The sequence below is a fragment of the Blautia caecimuris genome (assembly GCF_024622975.1).
Classification (GTDB): Bacteria; Bacillota; Clostridia; order Lachnospirales; family Lachnospiraceae; genus Blautia_A; species Blautia_A caecimuris.
This window is the reverse complement of record NZ_JANJZT010000001.1, coordinates 179,767-197,098: the sequence shown is the minus strand read 5'-3', so window position 1 is coordinate 197,098 and position 17,332 is coordinate 179,767. Positions and strand designations below refer to the sequence as shown.

15 protein-coding genes and 1 riboswitch are annotated in these 17,332 nt (G+C 44.9%); all 15 genes read right to left on the bottom strand.

Going from position 1 to position 17,332, the window contains the following annotated elements; all coding sequences use genetic code 11:
- Nucleotides 1-27: 27 nt before the first annotated feature.
- Nucleotides 28-546, bottom strand: a complete 519-nt coding sequence (locus NSA57_RS00915; protein ID WP_147598051.1) for a stage III sporulation protein AB — start codon at nt 544-546, stop codon at nt 28-30.
- Nucleotides 540-1,460 (bottom strand): stage III sporulation protein AA, encoded by a 921-nt coding sequence (spoIIIAA, locus tag NSA57_RS00910; protein ID WP_257463728.1) that lies wholly within the window; start codon nt 1,458-1,460, stop codon nt 540-542. Before spoIIIAA ends, NSA57_RS00915 begins: the two co-directional genes overlap by 7 nt.
- A gap of 59 nt (nt 1,461-1,519) precedes the next feature.
- Nucleotides 1,520-2,068, bottom strand: coding sequence for a 4'-phosphopantetheinyl transferase family protein (locus tag NSA57_RS00905; RefSeq protein ID WP_257463727.1), 549 nt, complete (start codon nt 2,066-2,068; stop codon nt 1,520-1,522).
- A complete protein-coding gene (locus NSA57_RS00900; protein ID WP_257463726.1) occupies nt 2,065-3,894 on the bottom strand; it encodes an ATP-dependent helicase in 1,830 nt (609 codons plus the stop codon). Before NSA57_RS00900 ends, NSA57_RS00905 begins: the two co-directional genes overlap by 4 nt.
- A gap of 12 nt (nt 3,895-3,906) precedes the next feature.
- Nucleotides 3,907-5,355, bottom strand: coding sequence for a glutamate--tRNA ligase (gene gltX, locus NSA57_RS00895; RefSeq protein WP_147598047.1), 1,449 nt, complete (start codon nt 5,353-5,355; stop codon nt 3,907-3,909).
- Between the two features lie 101 nt (nt 5,356-5,456).
- On the bottom strand, nt 5,457-5,690 hold the full coding sequence (acpP, locus tag NSA57_RS00890; RefSeq protein ID WP_022066858.1) for an acyl carrier protein: 234 nt from the start codon (nt 5,688-5,690) through the stop codon (nt 5,457-5,459).
- A gap of 121 nt (nt 5,691-5,811) precedes the next feature.
- The gene (locus NSA57_RS00885; RefSeq protein ID WP_257463725.1) at nt 5,812-7,005 is read right to left on the bottom strand and encodes an FtsW/RodA/SpoVE family cell cycle protein; all 1,194 of its coding nucleotides are present in this window, start codon (nt 7,003-7,005) and stop codon (nt 5,812-5,814) included.
- Between the two features lie 41 nt (nt 7,006-7,046).
- Nucleotides 7,047-8,174, bottom strand: a complete 1,128-nt coding sequence (locus NSA57_RS00880; protein WP_257463724.1) for an ABC transporter ATP-binding protein — start codon at nt 8,172-8,174, stop codon at nt 7,047-7,049.
- On the bottom strand, nt 8,174-9,190 hold the full coding sequence (locus NSA57_RS00875; protein ID WP_257463723.1) for a FecCD family ABC transporter permease: 1,017 nt from the start codon (nt 9,188-9,190) through the stop codon (nt 8,174-8,176). The genes NSA57_RS00880 and NSA57_RS00875 overlap by 1 nt, the downstream gene beginning before the upstream one ends.
- A 51-nt stretch (nt 9,191-9,241) precedes the next feature.
- The gene (locus tag NSA57_RS00870) at nt 9,242-10,342 is read right to left on the bottom strand and encodes an ABC transporter substrate-binding protein (protein WP_408611605.1); all 1,101 of its coding nucleotides are present in this window, start codon (nt 10,340-10,342) and stop codon (nt 9,242-9,244) included.
- A gap of 47 nt (nt 10,343-10,389) precedes the next feature.
- The gene (locus tag NSA57_RS00865; RefSeq protein ID WP_330671270.1) at nt 10,390-11,559 is read right to left on the bottom strand and encodes a permease-like cell division protein FtsX; all 1,170 of its coding nucleotides are present in this window, start codon (nt 11,557-11,559) and stop codon (nt 10,390-10,392) included.
- 75 nt (nt 11,560-11,634) lie between these two features.
- Nucleotides 11,635-12,939, bottom strand: a complete 1,305-nt coding sequence (locus NSA57_RS00855) for a sirohydrochlorin cobaltochelatase (RefSeq protein WP_257463721.1) — start codon at nt 12,937-12,939, stop codon at nt 11,635-11,637.
- 213 nt (nt 12,940-13,152) lie between these two features.
- A riboswitch (cobalamin riboswitch) is annotated at nt 13,153-13,344 on the bottom strand.
- A 114-nt stretch (nt 13,345-13,458) separates the two neighbouring features.
- The gene (locus tag NSA57_RS00850) at nt 13,459-14,772 is read right to left on the bottom strand and encodes a fibronectin type III domain-containing protein (protein WP_257463720.1); all 1,314 of its coding nucleotides are present in this window, start codon (nt 14,770-14,772) and stop codon (nt 13,459-13,461) included.
- 184 nt (nt 14,773-14,956) lie between these two features.
- Nucleotides 14,957-15,826, bottom strand: coding sequence for a DegV family protein (locus NSA57_RS00845; RefSeq protein ID WP_138269967.1), 870 nt, complete (start codon nt 15,824-15,826; stop codon nt 14,957-14,959).
- Nucleotides 15,827-16,065: 239 nt separating this feature from the next.
- Nucleotides 16,066-17,247 (bottom strand): S41 family peptidase, encoded by a 1,182-nt coding sequence (locus NSA57_RS00840; protein ID WP_173752030.1) that lies wholly within the window; start codon nt 17,245-17,247, stop codon nt 16,066-16,068.
- Nucleotides 17,248-17,332 lie beyond the last annotated feature (85 nt).

Genomic DNA, 17,332 nt, shown 5'->3' with positions numbered 1-17,332 from the left:
TTTCCCAAGCTCTGCACAGTTTTCTTCCTACCACAAAAGCACTCCCAGAAAAATCCCTCCCAGAATCCCCAGATTCCGGCATAGTTTCTTTTTTTCCGGAAGCTGGCAGGCCAGAAAATCCAGCCTCCTGCACAGCTCTTCCTCAAAAATATCCAGCTGCCTTAGCTGCATTTCTCTGTCCAGATAGCCAAGCCTGTCTCCAAGAGAAGCGATCAGTTCCATTTCTTCTGCAGAAAAACCTGCGGTCCGGAACTCTTTTTTTGCACAGTCCCGGAAAATCTGTCCAAGGGTCTGGCCTTCCTGACCTTTCAGCCTGTCCGCAAGACTCTGAAGGAACTCCTGGTACATACCGTCAAACTTTTCTGAAATTTCCAGAAACGCCTCAGGAAAACAGCTATTGCCGCAGCGCACTGTCCCCTTTAAACATGAGGTCAGCCACAGGAATTTTTTCAGATTCCGCTCTCTTTTTGTAAGCTCCATACTCTTTGCAGTCCCCATGCCGGTCCCTGCAATAAAAATCATGAGAATGCCTGCAAATTTCAGCATGGAACTCCCCTTCCGTCAAAAATCCCCCTGATAATGCCGGCTCTTTTTTCTTTTCCCAGAACAATATATCTGTCAAATACTCGCATTTTTTTCAGCCCTGCAAAAAAGGGTGTGGCAAGCACAGCTTCCACATTCTCTCCATGGGCAGTGGCGATCAGTCTGCACCCACTGTGGATCACCGCTTCCACTGCGCGGAAGTCCTCTTCCTTTCCAAGCTCATCCACTGCCACTACCGCCGGGGACATGGCTCGTATCAGCATCTGCATTCCCTGGGCTTTCGGACAGCAGTCCAGCACATCCGTTCTCATTCCCAGGTCATTCTGGGGGATGCCCTGATAGCAGCCTGCCAGCTCGCTTCTCTCATCCACCACGCCAACCGTAACACCCGGAATCTTTCCGAAGCCATTGCTGAGCTGTCGGATCACATCCCTTAAAAGTGTGGTTTTTCCACATCTGGGCGGTGAGATGATCAGTGTATGGGCTGTCCATTTTTCTTTTCGGATATAGGGCATTACAGCGTCCGCGCATCCTGGTATCTGATGAGCCAGACGCACATTGATACAGGAAATATATTTCATTCCCCTGATCCGGTCGCCATCCAGGATCACTTTTCCGGTAACCCCTACCCTGTGGCCTCCCTGTACGCTCATATATCCCTGGCGAAGTTCATCCTCATAGGCGTACAGAGAATACCCGCTTACGTATTCCAGTGTCTCTTTCAGATCCTCTCTTGTTACCACATACGGCTCCCTGCCCTTTGTTCTTAAAAAACATTCGCCTTTATCATAAGTGAGAAACAGCGGCCTTCCTGCCCGGAGACGGATCTCGTACAATCTGTCGTAATCGATCTCCGTCTGGACAAGAAGCCGCCGGATATTTCCGGCAAACAGATTCTGGATCTGACTGGCCTCCATTGTCCTCCCCCCTCTTTACACATAATATATGAGGACAATCTCTGTTTCATTACCGGATTTTACGGAATGCTTATTTCCAGATGTTCCCATCTGAGCTCCAGAGGGTTTTCTGACCACACAGCTCCGCTGTATCCCGGCTCCATTTCCAGCAGCACAGAATTTCCTCTGTCCATTGGGATGGTACGGGAATCTCTGGAAAATCCCTCGCCGATCCATTTCATATATGCTTCACGAAGCACCCACTGGTTATAGAAAGCTTCCTTTATGTGATCAGATTCCAGTATTTCGTGAAACAGGGATACCGGCACCAGTTTCTGCAGGCCTTTTTCATAATCCAGTTCTCTGTGTTCCTGAATATCAATCCCCACTTCCTCGCCTGCAAGAACACAGACCACATACTTTCCGGAATGGCTGATGTTATAATGAATTTTCGGCTGTAATGTAAAAAACGGTTTCCCGTGCTCGCCTTTTGCCCTCGGCTCAAAAGCAAGCTTCCGTCCATACTCTTTCAGAAGCGCCTCTTCCAGAAGCTTTTCTCCTGTCATATGTCCCATGTTTTTGTGCTCATACTGTGGGGGAATCTCGGTAAAATAAATGACTGCTTTCATACTCCTGCCTCCTTTAAAAATCTGGACGGTTCTCTGTCCTTTTCGTACTGCCGTTTCACATAGCATAACGTGAGTTTTTTCTTTGCCCGGGTCATTCCGACATAAAACAGTCTTCTCTCTTCTTCCAGAGCCGGCTCAAGAACTGCTTTTTTATAAGGGATGCTGCCTTCATTTACATTCAGTATATAAACCCGGTCAAATTCCAGCCCCTTTACCCCGTGCATGGTGGAGATCAGAACTCCTTCTGTCTCTTTTTCCTGCTTCTTTGCCTGTTCATTCAGTCTCTTCGTATAATCTTCTATGTAAGTCTCCCATTCTTCCAGACTGTTTATTCCTTTTGCGCTTTCCAGAAGGCGGTCCAGGATCTCACTTAATTCCTCTGGTTTTATTTTACGATAACGTGCATATTCATGCAAGTATTCTTCATATCCCATACCTTTTCTGATAAAATTTATAGCCGCATAAGGGGGCAGTCCCTTCAGAATCCTGAGATGGGTTTCCAGGGTGGTGATCCTGTCGCACATCCAGTCCTTATTCTTATAAAATTCCTTCAGCTGCTCAAAAGACAGTTCATTTGAAATCGCCAGAGCCTCCCGTGAAAGATAACGGTTGGGACGGTTCATGATCTCCAGAAAATTCTTTCTGCAGTTCTGCCCGGCTGCCAGTCTCATATATGCCATCATATTTCTGCATATCCAGTGATGAAAAAGATTGGGCAGAGTTTCTTTCATGGCAAAAGGTACCTGACGCTCCATCAGAGCTCCCACAAGGCCTTCTGCCTCCTGATTTGTCCGGAGAAGTATTGCCGTATCCTTCAGATCATCGCCTGCATCCAGTCTCCTGCGCAGCTCACCGGTAATCTCCATATATTCTTCTCTGGGATTGGGAAATTCCAGAATACTTACCGGTTCGCCCTCCGGATTGGGAGTGGACAGCTCTTTTTTAAAACGTGTTTTATTTTCTCCGATCACATTCATGGCTGATCCAAGGATTCTTTTTGTACACCGGTAGTTTACATTTAAGACCACCGTTTCTGCTTCCGGATAATCCTTTGTGAAATTCAGCATGATCTCCGGTCTTGCCCCCCGGAAGTGATAAATGGACTGGTCATCATCCCCTACAATAAACAGATTGTTTTCCGGCTTTGCCAGAAGCCTGACAATATCATACTGAAGCTGGTTGATATCCTGAAACTCATCCACCAGAATATACTGAAATTTATTCTGCCAGGCTTTCAGAATGTCCTGTCTCTGCTGAAAAAGCTCATAGCAGTACAAAAGCATATCGTCAAAATCCAGCTTTCGCCTTGCGGTACATTCTTTCCTATATCCCTGATATATCCGGCGGAACACCTCATCCGGACAGCAGGAAGAATAATAATGCTCCAGAGAAATCCGGTTTCCTTTTACCACACTGATCTCTTTTGCCAGTTCTCCGGTAAAATCTCCCTCTTCTGCAAGCTCTCCTGCCAGCTCCAGGGTAAGTTCTTTTAAAATACTATTCTTTTCTTCCTCTGACAGAATATTTGCCGCAGTAAATCCATATGCCTGTTTTAAAATAGCATAAAATACCCCGTGAAAGGTTCCAAACGTCACCGGGCTGTGCTCCTGTCCGGTAAATTTTAAAAACCGTTCCTTCATTTCCTTTGCCGCGGCCCTGGAAAATGTCACAACAAGAATGGAAGCCGGGGATATCCCACATTCTTTTGTCATATATGCAATTCGTTCTACTGTTACGGAGGTTTTCCCCGATCCGGGGCCTGCCAGAACCATCATGGGTCCTGACAGGTGGGCGATTGCCCGTTTCTGAGATGGATTACGTTTCATATAAGTCCGTTCTTAGCTGAGTTTTTCAATGGCTGCTTTTATGCGCTTCAGAGTTTCTTCCTTGCCAATGATCTCCATGATCTCAGTTGCTCCGGCAGGTGTCATCTGCTTGCCGGAAACTGCAGTACGGAGCGGCCACATAACATATCCGTTCTTGTAGCCCTTTTCTTTTACAAATTCGCTTAAAGAAGCAAACAGAGGATCATTTGTATAGTCCTCCTGAGCTTCAAGTACAGGAAGAACCTCTTTTAATACAGTAAGAGCAGTCTCTTCTGTTGTTTTCATTTTTTTGTGGCAGTACATGGAGGAATCATACTCCGGAACTTCCTCAAAGAAGTCGATCAGAGCCGGAATATCCGGGAATACCTCGATTCGTGTCTGCACCATTCCTGCAATTTTATGGAAATTATAATCTTTTTTCAGTACTTCCTTCATATAAGGCAGGGCTTTTTCATAAAAAGCTTCCGGATCCATTTTTTTGATATATTCGCCGTTCATCCAGCGCAGCTTCTGGATATCAAAAACAGCCGGTGATTTGCTGATGTGGTGATAGTCAAAGGCTTCCACAAGCTCAGGAAGAGAATAGATCTCTCTGTTTTCCTGAGGGCTCCAGCCAAGAAGGGCCACAAAGTTTACAATCGCCTCTGTCAGGAATCCCTGATCTACCAGATCCTCATAGGAGGAATGTCCGGAACGCTTGCTGAGCTTCTGATGTTCCTCGTTTGTAATAAGAGGACAGTGTACATAAACCGGGATTTCCCAGCCAAACGCCTCGTAAATACGATTGTATTTCGGCGCGGAAGAAAGATATTCGTTTCCACGGACTACATGGGTGATTCCCATCAGATGATCGTCCACTACGTTTGCAAAATTATAAGTAGGATAGCCGTCAGACTTGATCAGGATCAGATCTTCCATTTCCTCATTATTTACTGTGATATCTCCGTAAATCACATCATGGAAGGTAGTGGTTCCCTCTGTGGGCATATTAAACCGGATCACATGAGGCTCTCCTGCTGCAAGACGTCTTTCCACTTCTTCCTTTGGAAGCTTCAGGCAGCGCTTGTCATAAATGGAAATTTCTTTTCCTGCCACCATGCGCTTCATGGATTCCAGTTCTTCCTGTCCGCAGAAGCAGTAGTAAGCGTCGCCCTGATCCACAAGCTTTCTGGCATATTCCAGATAAAGACCGGATGCCTGACGCTCACTCTGCACATAAGGTCCTACGCCGCCGTCTTTGTCCGGACCCTCATCATGAAGCAGTCCTGTCTTTTCCATGGTGCGGTAAATAATATCAACCGCCCCTTCCATATAACGCTCCTGATCTGTATCCTCAATGCGGAGAATAAAATCACCGCCCTCATGTTTGGTGATCAGATATGCGTATAATGCCGTACGCAGATTTCCCACATGCATTCTTCCTGTGGGGCTTGGCGCAAATCTTGTCCTTAACTTTGTCATAATCTCTCTCCTGTTTTCTTTATACTATGAAATTCCCTGAGACATCTCTGCCTCAGGGAATTTAGCGTCGCCGCCTGATACACGGCAACCGTTTAACTCAATTATGCTTCGATGCCTCTGTTCTTCAGATATTCGATCACATCTCCTACGGTAGCAAGATCTGCAAGCTCCTCCGCAGGAATCTCGATGTTATACTCATCCTCCAGTGCCATTACAAGCTCAAAAAGATCCAGTGAATCTGCCCCCAGGTCATCCTTAAAAGAAGTTTCCAAATTAATCTCATTTTCATCACAGCTTAACTGTTCTGCGATCATTTTTTTCATTTCTTCTAACATTACTATCTTCTCCTTTATCAAATATGCTACTTTGATGTGGAAAGTATATATTCTGTACATCTATTTGTCAATAGATTTCCACGATTTTCTCTTTTTCCGGGCTTCGTCTGCCGGTTATTCCTTACATGTCTTGAAATTTTATCTGCCGGGCCACACTTAACGCCAGACCCATTTCCGCCATCAAAAACATGATGGAGGTTCCTCCGTAGCTGATAAACGGAAGGGTAACTCCTGTATTGGGCATAAGATTCAGCACAACCGCAACATTAAAGATCACCTGCAGCGCAATATGGATAAAAATTCCGGTTACCATCAGGCTTCCCAGCAAGTCGGAAGCATTCTGTGCAATAAAGAACAGCCGGTACAGAAGGTAGGCAAACATAAGAAGCAGCATCACGCCTCCCGCTATTCCCAGTTCCTCACACACAATGGAAAAGATCATATCGTTCTGCGCCTCTGGAACACTTCCCAGCTTCTGGATACTGTTTCCCAGTCCTCTTCCCAGAAGTCCGCCGGAGCCTATGGCATACAGAGCCTGAAGAGTCTGATATCCCATTCCGTCTGCAAACTCTTCCGGCCGGAGCCATACAAGGATTCGCCCGATTCGAAAGTTTTCGTTTGTTTCCGGGTCTACCGTAAGATACAAAAATATTACGATTCCCGCCACAAGAACCACACCCACCGCCGCAATACTGAGAAACAGCTTTGTGTTTGGATGAGCCATAAAAATAAGGCCTGCAGTAATACCGAAAATAATGATAGCCGTACTGAGGTTTTCTGTTAAAATATAAGCACCGGCAGCAAGAAGTCCTCCTGATCCTGCCAATCTCATACAGCCCTTCAGCGTTTTTACCTGCCGCCCCATGTTTATGATCATATAAGGCAGACATACAATCACCGCAATTTTGGCAATCTCCGCAGGCTGAAACTGAATCCCCAGCTTCAGCCAGCGTCTCGCTCCGTTTACCTCCTGACCCAGTGGAGTAAGCTTTACCAGAGCCATCAGAAACAGAGCAGATACATATAAGATTGTGGTAAATCTGCCAAGGATATGGTAATCAATTTTTGATATTACAACTGCCGCAACAATACAGACAGCGCTGATCAGCGCCTGTTTCTTAAAAAAATACATGTCATCGCCGTACTTGACCTCTGCCATGTAGGAACTGGTACTGTACAGCATAATCAGACCAAAGCAGGTAAGAAGAATGATCACTGCCAGAAGGCTGTAATCATAATAATCCACTCGTTTCCGTCTTACGGATCTTTTCCTGCCGTGGCCTGACAGCTTTTTCTGCTGTGCTGGTCTTGCCATGAAAACACCTGTCTCTTTCTGTTTCAAACAAAAAATATGTATCAAGTGTTCCTATTATAGCAGAATCCTTTCTCCTGTGCAAGTTTTCCGGCTTTCTCTGCCAGACAGCAAAGCTGCCTGTTTTTTTCATTTACAGGCCCGAACTCATTTACACAGCAGATCACATGGGCACACTGCTCCATCACCTGCACTGCCTTCTGATAAACTTCCTCCCGTATCAGAGAAAACGGCTGTTCTTCTATCACCTCTGCCGCCAGAGCTCTGGCAACCTCACAGTCCACATCATTTCCGTGGAGAATACCTGCTGCAAAAGGAATTCCAGCCCTCTGAAGCTTCCTGTATACCGGAATACCTGTCCCGTTTCCTCCGATCACAAATACCTCCGGCTTTCCTTTTGGTCTTTCCATTTCCAGACACCCGAACGCAGCATTGTAGCTCCCTGTTGTAATCCCATAAAGATGATGCACATATTCAGAACTGAAGATTTCCTCCGGAGACCCGTATTTTTCTATTTTATCTCCATGAACACAGATCACGCAGTCAGAAATCTTCTGAGCCAGATCCAGTTCATGAAGAGACATCAGAACCGCTGTTTTTTTCCGAACTACCATATCTTTAAGAATTGCCAGCAGCTCAAGCTTGTGTCTGATATCAAGAAATGAAGTAGGCTCGTCCAGTACAATTACCTCCGGCTCCTGACAGATAGCTCTTGCAAGAAGAATCCTCTGTCTCTGGCCGTCACTGACGGCGGTAAAATCCCTGTCCTTAAAATCCAGTGCATGAACCAGTTCCATTGCCTCATGAACCTTTTCCCAGTCTTCTTCTCCCATAATTCCCAGTGTTCCCGTATATGGATAACGTCCTGTTGCCACAATATCCTCACAGGTCATAAGCTCCGGCCGGATACGTTCTGTCATTACAACCGCCAGTCTTTTTGCCACATCCTTTCCGGACATGCGGCTCATCATTTCACCGTCCAGGTATACTGCCCCGCCAACCAGTTTCAGCTGCCGGGTCATACTTTTTAAAATCGTGGACTTTCCTGCTCCGTTAGGGCCGATCAGAGTAAGTATCTCCCCTTTTTTCAGACGGATCTTAATATCTTTGATCAGAGGCTTCCCGTCATAACCTACTGTCAGCTGCTCTGTTTGAATAAAATACTCTTCCATTATGCGGACCTCTTTCTCCGAATCATAATATAAATAACAACAGGCGCGCCAAACACCGCAGTTACTGAACTGATACTGAGCTCCGTAGGCGCAAAGGCTGTTCTTGCGATCAGATCACAGAAAAGACAGAATACTGCTCCTCCCAGAAAACAAGCCGGGATCACCAGAAGGGGCCGGGCTGTTTTTAATAAACTTTTTACCAGATGAGGCACCGCAATTCCTACAAAGGATATGGGTCCTGCAAATGCAGTGACGCATGCTGATAAAATACTTGACAGAAGAATCAGAGCCACACGGAAAAGTTTAATATTTACGCCCATGTTCTGTGCATAGCCTTCCCCAAGCTGATAAGCGCTGATAGGTTTTGACATCAGAAATACCATCAGTACCGTAACTGCTGTCACAACTGCCATCATCCTCACATTTTCCCAGTTCATGCCGGAAAAGCTTCCCATGGACCAGTTATGAAGATTTACAATATTGGAATCATCTGCAAACGTGATCACAAAATCTGTAATGGCAGAACAGATATATCCGATCATAATGCCACTGATAATAAGAGCAGACATCTGTTTTACTTTTTTTGCAACAAGCAGTACAAAACCCATAGAGATCATAGAGCCCACAAATGCAGCCAGAATCAGAACTGCCGAGGAGGCAACCATGGATTTTCCCAGAAGGAAGATCATAACAAGGGAAACGACCAGCTTTGCCCCGGATGAAATTCCAAGAACAAAGGGACTGGCTATGGGATTTCCAAAAAACGTCTGCAAAAGAAAACCGGATACAGACAGGGCACCGCCCAGGATAATCGCTGCCAGTATTCTGGGAAGCCTGATCTCCCAGATGATATTAAGTGCTGTGTCCTCTCCCTTTCCCAAAAACAGGATTTCCATAATCTCTCTTACAGAAATCTCAATACTTCCGGAATTAATATTCCACACTATAAAGCTCATCAGAAGCAAAGCCAGAAAGCCAAAGGCGATCCAGTATCTAAGATGTAGTTTCTTCCGCATGTTTCTATCCTTCCTGTTTATTCATCAGAACCTGCCCTCTTATCTGCCGGCCTATTTCAGCCGGTGCATATAAGTCAGAGTGTCCAGACTGCCATCTTCTGTTGTCAGCATGGTATGGATATCTTCGATCATGGTTCCCAGCCCCATAGTATCCTGAAAAAGATTCTGTTCCGTACACCATACATTTCCATTTTTTACTGCCTTAAAATCATTGAGAAGAGAGCTTTTTGCCAGAAGCTGATCGATGGTCGTCAGCTCACCGTCAATGGTGCTGTTATAAATAATATAATCCGCATCCTTTGCCCCGGCGTAAAATTCTTCCATCTGCATGTTCATGGTGGAAAGTGCGCTGTCATCCTCTCCAAGCTCATCAAAAATATATTTTCCTCCTGCCAGCTCAATCATTTTCGCCACATAGTCATTGGATTTTCGCACATTTGCAGCTCCTACAGAATTAATATAAAAAAATGCCACTGTCTTTCCTGTATTTTTGCTGTTTTCCAGATTTTTCACCTTATCTGCCTGCTTTTCAAAAAGCTCCTGAGCCGGTTCTTCCTTATCCAGAAGCACTCCATACAGTTTCAGCCACTCTGTTCTTCCCAGGGGATGAGGCTCATAGCTGGAATGCTCCACAAGAACCGGAATTCCAAACTGTTCCAGCTTTTCCTTCACTTCAGGCATATGGTAGATCATGGTAGATTCCACAGCAAGCCCACAGTTTTTGCTTAGAATCAGTTCATAATCAGGAGCGCTGTATTTTCCTGCAAAAGAAATACTTCCATCCTCCAAAGCTTTTTTTGCCTCTTCAATATACCAGCCGTCTCCATCTGTGCCGGAAAGACTGATGTGATCAAGCCCGTCCAGCGCGCAGAACAGATTCATGGCAGAGGTTGCCACAAGGTAAATATTCTGCACCGGCTGTTGAATAACTGCAATGGTTTCATCCAGGGATTCCGGCGCCTTTTTCCCTTCCGGCACAACCAGAAATCTGTCCTTATCTGCAATTGTGATCAGAGCATAGCCATCTTTATAATAATCTACAGAAAACTGTTCTGCATAATCAAGTTCCATGCTGTGATCGTAAACAAGTCCTGAAATTTCCAGCGGTTCCTTCTGGCCTTGAGATGCCTGGACCGGAAGAATACCTTCCATAAAAAGCATAATACTTACAATAAAACAGATTAAAATCCTTTTCATATTTATTCAGCCTTTTTCACAGATTCAGAATCAAACTGCAGGGTATAGTTGATCTCATGGGGTTCACTCATGGCTACGGTATCGGCCTTTACCTCAAGGGCCGTATCAAAGGCTGCAACCGGAATATCAAATACAGAATTTCCTTCTGTATTTACCATCTCATACTTCTCCCCGTCCACGATCATATAATCGTAATTGGGACTGCTCCAGGTAATGGTTGCCATGGCCTTTCCATCTGAAATCTTCATTTCCGCCGGGCTCTCTACCGTTGCCTTTCCGGATCCGCCCTCCAGAGCCACTTCCACTGTGTAATCTCCATCCTCAAGCTTCAGCTCCTCTGCTGTCTTTCCTTCTGATGAACCGCCTGTCTCTTCACTGTTCTCCGCCGGCTGAGGATTGGAAACACTTACTTTATGATCGTACCACTTGCCTTTTTTGCCAAGAAGTGCTACGTCAAATTCTTCCTCAAGAGACGGAACCGGAATGTCAAAGCCATACACGGTTTCTTTATAGCCATCGCTGTATGTAACCTCATCCTCTGTAGGCTCCAGAACCTTCGCGCCTTCTTTCTGTGCATCCTCCGCTTTTCCTGAAAACAGATTTACGATGCTCTTGGAAACAAGACTGACATGAATGGTCATTTCCCCGTTCTTTACTGTCAGTGTTCCCTTGCCGTCTTTTGCCTCATTCACATGAAACATGTTGCTGTCTGTATCAAAATCAGCTGTGTAAATACCGTCTTTCAGGCTGCTCTGACTGTCCTCAATCGCATCTGCACAGTTAACTTCCCTGACATAATCCAGATTTTCTATATATTCAGCCAGCTCCGGCTGATCCTGAAGCTGTTCCGTATAAATTTTAAAATGTGACGACCCGGAAAGGGGATTCTCATCCTGAAATCCTTCCTCAACATCTGATCCCTGGAAATAAGAATCTTTAAATTCCTCCCAGGCCTGGTCTGAAGAAACATATAAAATTTCTTTTACTTCCTTTCTTTCTCTGATCTGCTCTTCTACCCTGTCGATCTGCTCCCGGGTAGCTCCTTCATCAAAAAAGACTGTAATGGGAATTTCATCTGCAGCCGAATATTCCTGTGCCATAACAGGAGCGGAGCTTCCTGCCATAACTATTGTGCCGGATATACAAAGAATCATTGCCATTTTACGTTTCATAACCTTGATCTCCTTTCAAAATAACTGCCCGGAAGTTCTGTAACATTCCGGGCAGATTTTTTATCCATATGGTTCTTATTCTTCTGCAGCTTCCGTTTCTGCCTCTGCTGTTTCAGCTTCTGCCGCCTCATCCTCTGTAGCTGCTTCTGTTCCAAGGGAATCAATTGCTGCTTTTGTATGATCCACATAAAGCTGTTTTACTGCATCGATTCTTCCCAGGCCGGCAATCTGAGCATCCACACTGTCAAAGCTGCCGGATGCTTCAAACATGGATTTCCAGGAATCTTCTTCACTTCCTGCCATATCATTATTTGCATGATCTCCGGCAACTACCATAAGCGGACGAAGGATTACTTTTTTATATCCTGCTTCTTTTACCTTTTCGATCACTGCTTCGCAGGCAGTATCTTCCGGCTCACCTTCTACAGTGCCGATAAATGCATTCTTAAATCCAAGCTCCTCCATCTGGGTCTGCATCTGGCTGTAGCTTACCTTTGCTGTATGGGAAGTTCCGTGGCCAAGAAATACAAATGCTGTGCCATCCTCTGCAGCTGCTTCCATACTGTCAAATCCTGCTTCCTGAACTGCCGCATCTGCAACTGCCTGAGCAACTGCTGCTTTATCTTCATTAATCACAGTTGCATCATCCCCAACCTCGCCAAGCATAGGCTCTGCAATTGCAACGGATTCAAATTTGTCCTGATACTGTTCAAGAACCTCTGCCATCTCGTCATATTCAGCTCCATGCATGAGATGTGTAGGCTGCACCACAAGATTCTTTACTCCATTTTCCACTGCGCGGTCAAGAGCCTGCTGCATATTGTCAATCACTTCCCCGTCTCTTGCCTGAACGTGGTTGATAATGATCTGAGCAGTAAATGCTCTTCTTACGGCCCAGTCCGGATAAGCTTCCTGCAAAGCGTCTTCAATTCCTTTAATGTCCTCAACACGGCTGTCGTTATAGGAGGTTCCAAAGCTTACTACCAGAAGCTCGTTCTCGCCAATCTCATCTGCATTGTGTGCATCATCTTTGGCAGCGTCTCCGGTGTCCAGTCCAAAGTAATCCGGGCTGGCATTCTCGCCTTCCACCAGCTCTTTCTGTGCATCGGTAAGGGCATCCCAGGCTTCTTTTGCAGCTTTACAGTCATCATCTGTTGTTTCTGTTCTTTCCTGAACATAAATTTTGTCGATCAGCGCTGCCACATTGTCTGCTGCCTGCTGATCTGCATCTGCGCTTTCTTCTCCTGCAGCTTCAGTTTCCTCAGCCGCAGCTTCTGTTGTTGTTTCTGTATCGGAAGCATAAATGCTGGAGGCTCCCATCATAGAAACAGTTGTTACAGTCATCAGTAATGCCAGTGCTTTTACAGTTTTGTTTTTCATGTTTTTATCCTCCTTTTTTACACTGTGCCGGAACCTGTCCGCTGTATGACAGTTTTCCGAAAAATGAATAAAAATGTACGGAGAAAAACTCTTCTGCAAAACACCGTGCCATTACCTGAATTTTTATATAAAAATAAAAAAACCCCTTACTCATGGTAAAAGGGCTGCTGACACAATTCGGTACAACCAATTACTCGTGATTTGGGACCCTCGTCCCCGTACCAATATCAGGCAGGTTTCCTGGCTTATAATTCCACATACAAAGCAGCCTTCCCAGTTTCCCAGTGGCTGTAAAAATACAAAATGCTTTGTACTCCTTAAATACAGTGACGAGATCGTGCAGGATTCTCACCTGCTTCCCTTTTAACCGGATAAAAATCCAGCACCTGATATTCTTTTTATTCAATTTTCTAAATTATACCACTCTTTTTTGCCAAATACAACCATCCGTTCAGAAAAATACGATAAAACAGAGCAATGAGGAAGCTGTTTTTCCATCACTGCTCTGCCGTAAATATTTTATTTCATATATTTATTCAACCAGGTATATACCTTATTCTGGCGTGTTCTGTAAGCGCCAACCTGATTTCCTGTATCTGTTCTTAACGCAGCAAGAATATTATCCAGATTTACCGGTCTTTTGGTTTTTGCAAGAACACGGGTTACAGCTCCATATCCTCCCTGATGACGGATATTAATAAACATTCCGACTGATTTCGGTTCCGTAATACCCAGACTTCTTACCTCTTTTTCCATTTCCTCAATTTGTGTGTACATTAACTGATCCTGACATTTAATGCCTGCCGGTGAGCTGATAATTTTTTCGATTCTTCCTAAATATGCTTTGTCAGAATATGTATTCCAGTTTTTATTTGCTACATCTTTCCACAATTTGCCGTCCTTATCATACTTGTTCCATGTTGCAGGACTTGAACTGTGAATTAGTTTTAACAGTCGCTGTGCTTCTGTTGCATACCATTGACCTGCTCCAATTGTAATTGCATGTTCCGCACCACTATTTGTATATGGAAGAGTCACATCTGTATAGTCCTGATTCCCATAAACATTTCCACCTGTCTCCACACCATAAAGAATTTTTTTCATAACTTCCTTCTGTGCAGAATTATATGCAGGATATTCTTTTCCCGGTGTTGTTACCAGATTACTTTCTATTACTTTATTATTAATTTTGTAGGATGCAAGATATTTTACATTGCCACCGCCCAGTTTATATGGGCGAACCGTATAAACATATTTGGTATCCGGCAATACCGTTTTGTCCACATAGGAAGAGTGATCTTTTGATAAAGTTATCATTGTCTTCCACTTTTCCCCGGAAGCCTTTCGATACACACTGTAGCCATCTGCTCTGGAGACATGATTCCAAGATACGGTAATCTGTCTGCTGGAATTTGCCTTAGCCTGAATTTTCGGCATTTCCGGACGTGTAGCGCCTAAAACTGCATTGTACTGGCTGTATACTTCCTTGCCGTTTTCTTTGCGGTAGGCACGGACTGCATATTGATACTGCGTTGCAGATACACGCTTCTGATCCAAATAGCTGGAAACATTTTTTCCCACAGTAGCTATTCTTTTGTAAGACTGACCATTCTCTTTTCTGTATATAGCATAACCACTGGCAAGACGCGACATATCCCACTGAATCCTGATTGAATATCTCCCGGCTTCCTGTATTTTAGTAGTAACCCTGCTGTTGGCAATCGTTGCCTTTAACGTTAACGCACTTACCGGAACTTCTGTGCAAAAAACAGTTGTAGCCAACATGACTGCTGCCAGAAGCAATACCGCGCATTTTTTTCCTATTGTTTTCATTCAATCCTTCCTTTCTCAAGATGAATTTCGAACTTGTTTCCTACCGGCAGCTCTGATGCCCCGGCCCTTCTTTTCTATTTTAAGGAAGGATTGAAAAAAAAGCAAGCATTTTTTACAAAATATTATGATTTTGTTACATTTTTATTACTTCAGTAGCGTTGTTTCTAACAGGTTCCTGGTGTTTTTATCTTTCATCACCAACAAAGAACAAAGCCATTGTACCCGGGCCGGAGTGAGCTCCGATCACTGCTCCTACATAATTAATGATCTCTGTCTTTACCTGATATTTTTCTTTTATTTTGCCAGACAGGTACTGAGCCTCCTCCAGACAGTCTCCGTGACTGATAAATACTGTGTCACAGGAAGAAGCGCAGGAGCCGATTTTTTTATCCATCAGATCAGCCAGTTCCAGAAGAGATTTTTTGCGGCCCCGTACCTTTCCTATGGGGATGAGTTTCCCCTCTTCGTCCACGTGAAGAATCGGCTTAATGTTCAGCATACCGCCCAGAACCGCTGTCGTCTTTGACACACGGCCGCCTCTGTACAGATGGTTCAGATCGTCTACTGTAAAAAGATGAACGATATTTTGCTTATGCTGCTCCGCCCATTCTGCCACGGCATCCAGATCCTGCCCCTCTTCCTTTTTCTTCTGTGCCAGATACACCAGAAGTCCCTGTCCCAGAGAAGCGCTGAGAGAATCTACAATAACGATCTTTCGCTCCGGATACTCTTCCATAAGCTCTTCTGCTGCAATCCGGCAGCTGTTGCAGGTTCCGCTCAGGCCTGAGGAAAAAGCAATATGCAAAATATCCTTTTCCTCTTTCAGATATGGTTCAAACAGTTCTTTTGCCTCTTCCGGGTTCACCTGCGCAGTGGTGGGCATGGAGCCTGTCCGCATTTTTTCATAAAATTCAGGTTCATCCATAAAGTTCTCATGAGTATAATGAACTCCATCTATTGTATAACTGAGATACATGCAGCCCACCCCATGTTCTCTGTAATAGCTCTCCGGCAGGTCTGCATTATTGTCTGTTGTGATCACATACTTTTTCATATTTTCCCCTCCATTTTTTTAATCATAACACCAGGCTGTCTCTGTATACTCCGAAGTTTCCGGTGCTGCTTTCTGTTTTATCATACCATTACAGTTCGATATGTGCAACAAAAATGGAAAAGAACTGACAATACTTCCATATCATAGCAGACAAGTCCGCTTCAGACTCCCTCAATCCTCTGTCTCCGTTTACAGCAATATGGTCAAAGCACCTTCCGTAATAGCCTTTTGGGTAAATATCAGTTATCTGTTTCCAGTACCTTCAGAGCTTCCTGAAGCTGATTATCCTCCTGGTGAGTGATTTCCTCCTGATTGAGAAGCTCTGGATCCAGCTTTACCTCCACGTCCGGTTTTATTCCCACCTCATTGATGGAATTTCCCTTCGGAGTGTAATAATCAGAGACTGTAAGCTTTACCGCGCTTCCGTCACTAAGGGGGCGAAGCTCCTGAACCACGCCTTTTCCGTAAGTAACAGTACCCACGATGGTGCCGATTCCATAATCCTGAACCGCTCCGGCAAAAATCTCCGAGGCGCTGGCGCTGTTTTCATTTACCAGTACTGCAAAAGGCATATCCAACGGTGTTTTTCCTTCTGATCTTTCCTCGCTACGGTTTCCGTATTTATCTTCCGTATATACGATCAGACCTTCCGGAAGAATACTGTTTAATATTGCACATACAGAAGTCAGAAGACCTCCCGGATTTCCTCTGAGATCTACCACCAGCTGCTCCATTCCCTGATCTTTCAGATCAGAAAACGCTTTTTCATACTGATCCGGAGTAACGTCTGTAAACTGAGATATTCTGATATATCCTGTCTGATTCTCCAGCATCTCACTGAATACAGAGGGGAGCTCCACATCTGTGATCTCCACAGTCACCTCCATGGCATTCTCCACATTCTGTCTGTGAACGGTCAGCACCACTTTTTCCTTCCCGCTTCCCCGTATCATATCCACAACCTCCGAGACATCCTTTTCCGTAATGTCTGTACCGTCAATACCGCTGATAATATCTCCGGCCTTCAGACCGGCTTTGTCTCCCGGACCTTCTTCGTAGCATTCCACAATCCGGACGCCCCCCTCTTCATTTTTCTGCATCGCAATACCAATTCCCACATAGGCGCCCATAGTGGACGAATTTTCCTGCTGATATTCCTCTGCTGTATAATATCTGGAATACACATCTCCCAGTCCATATACAAGGCCTGTATAAAGCCCCTCTGCAAGTTTTTCCTGATCGACTTCACCTAAATATTCTTCCTCGATCAGATGCTCCAGATACTTCAGCTTTCCCACATGCTCCGATTCAGAAAGAACTCCGTCATACTGAGACCGGTATCCCAGGTATCCGCCTGCCCCCACTGCCAGAGAAAGTGCAACTCCTGTGGCAATTCCTTTTATATATTCCTTATTTTTCATTGATATCTCCGCCCCCCTGTAAAAATAAACGGCACAATGCTCTCTTTCTTCTGAAAGACAAAGCCTTATGCCGCTTGTTCATTTC

Coding starts and splice junctions, on each gene's coding strand:
- NSA57_RS00915 (WP_147598051.1), bottom strand. CDS start 546: ATGCTGAAATTTGCAGGCATTCTCATGATTTTTATTGCAGGGACCGGC.
- spoIIIAA (WP_257463728.1), bottom strand. CDS start 1,460: ATGGAGGCCAGTCAGATCCAGAATCTGTTTGCCGGAAATATCCGGCGG.
- NSA57_RS00905 (WP_257463727.1), bottom strand. CDS start 2,068: ATGAAAGCAGTCATTTATTTTACCGAGATTCCCCCACAGTATGAGCAC.
- NSA57_RS00900 (WP_257463726.1), bottom strand. CDS start 3,894: ATGAAACGTAATCCATCTCAGAAACGGGCAATCGCCCACCTGTCAGGA.
- gltX (WP_147598047.1), bottom strand. CDS start 5,355: ATGACAAAGTTAAGGACAAGATTTGCGCCAAGCCCCACAGGAAGAATG.
- acpP (WP_022066858.1), bottom strand. CDS start 5,690: ATGTTAGAAGAAATGAAAAAAATGATCGCAGAACAGTTAAGCTGTGAT.
- NSA57_RS00885 (WP_257463725.1), bottom strand. CDS start 7,005: ATGGCAAGACCAGCACAGCAGAAAAAGCTGTCAGGCCACGGCAGGAAA.
- NSA57_RS00880 (WP_257463724.1), bottom strand. CDS start 8,174: ATGGAAGAGTATTTTATTCAAACAGAGCAGCTGACAGTAGGTTATGAC.
- NSA57_RS00875 (WP_257463723.1), bottom strand. CDS start 9,190: ATGCGGAAGAAACTACATCTTAGATACTGGATCGCCTTTGGCTTTCTG.
- NSA57_RS00870 (WP_408611605.1), bottom strand. CDS start 10,342: ATGGAAGGTATTCTTCCGGTCCAGGCATCTCAAGGCCAGAAGGAACCG.
- NSA57_RS00865 (WP_330671270.1), bottom strand. CDS start 11,559: ATGAAACGTAAAATGGCAATGATTCTTTGTATATCCGGCACAATAGTT.
- NSA57_RS00855 (WP_257463721.1), bottom strand. CDS start 12,939: ATGAAAAACAAAACTGTAAAAGCACTGGCATTACTGATGACTGTAACA.
- NSA57_RS00850 (WP_257463720.1), bottom strand. CDS start 14,772: ATGAAAACAATAGGAAAAAAATGCGCGGTATTGCTTCTGGCAGCAGTC.
- NSA57_RS00845 (WP_138269967.1), bottom strand. CDS start 15,826: ATGAAAAAGTATGTGATCACAACAGACAATAATGCAGACCTGCCGGAG.
- NSA57_RS00840 (WP_173752030.1), bottom strand. CDS start 17,247: ATGAAAAATAAGGAATATATAAAAGGAATTGCCACAGGAGTTGCACTT.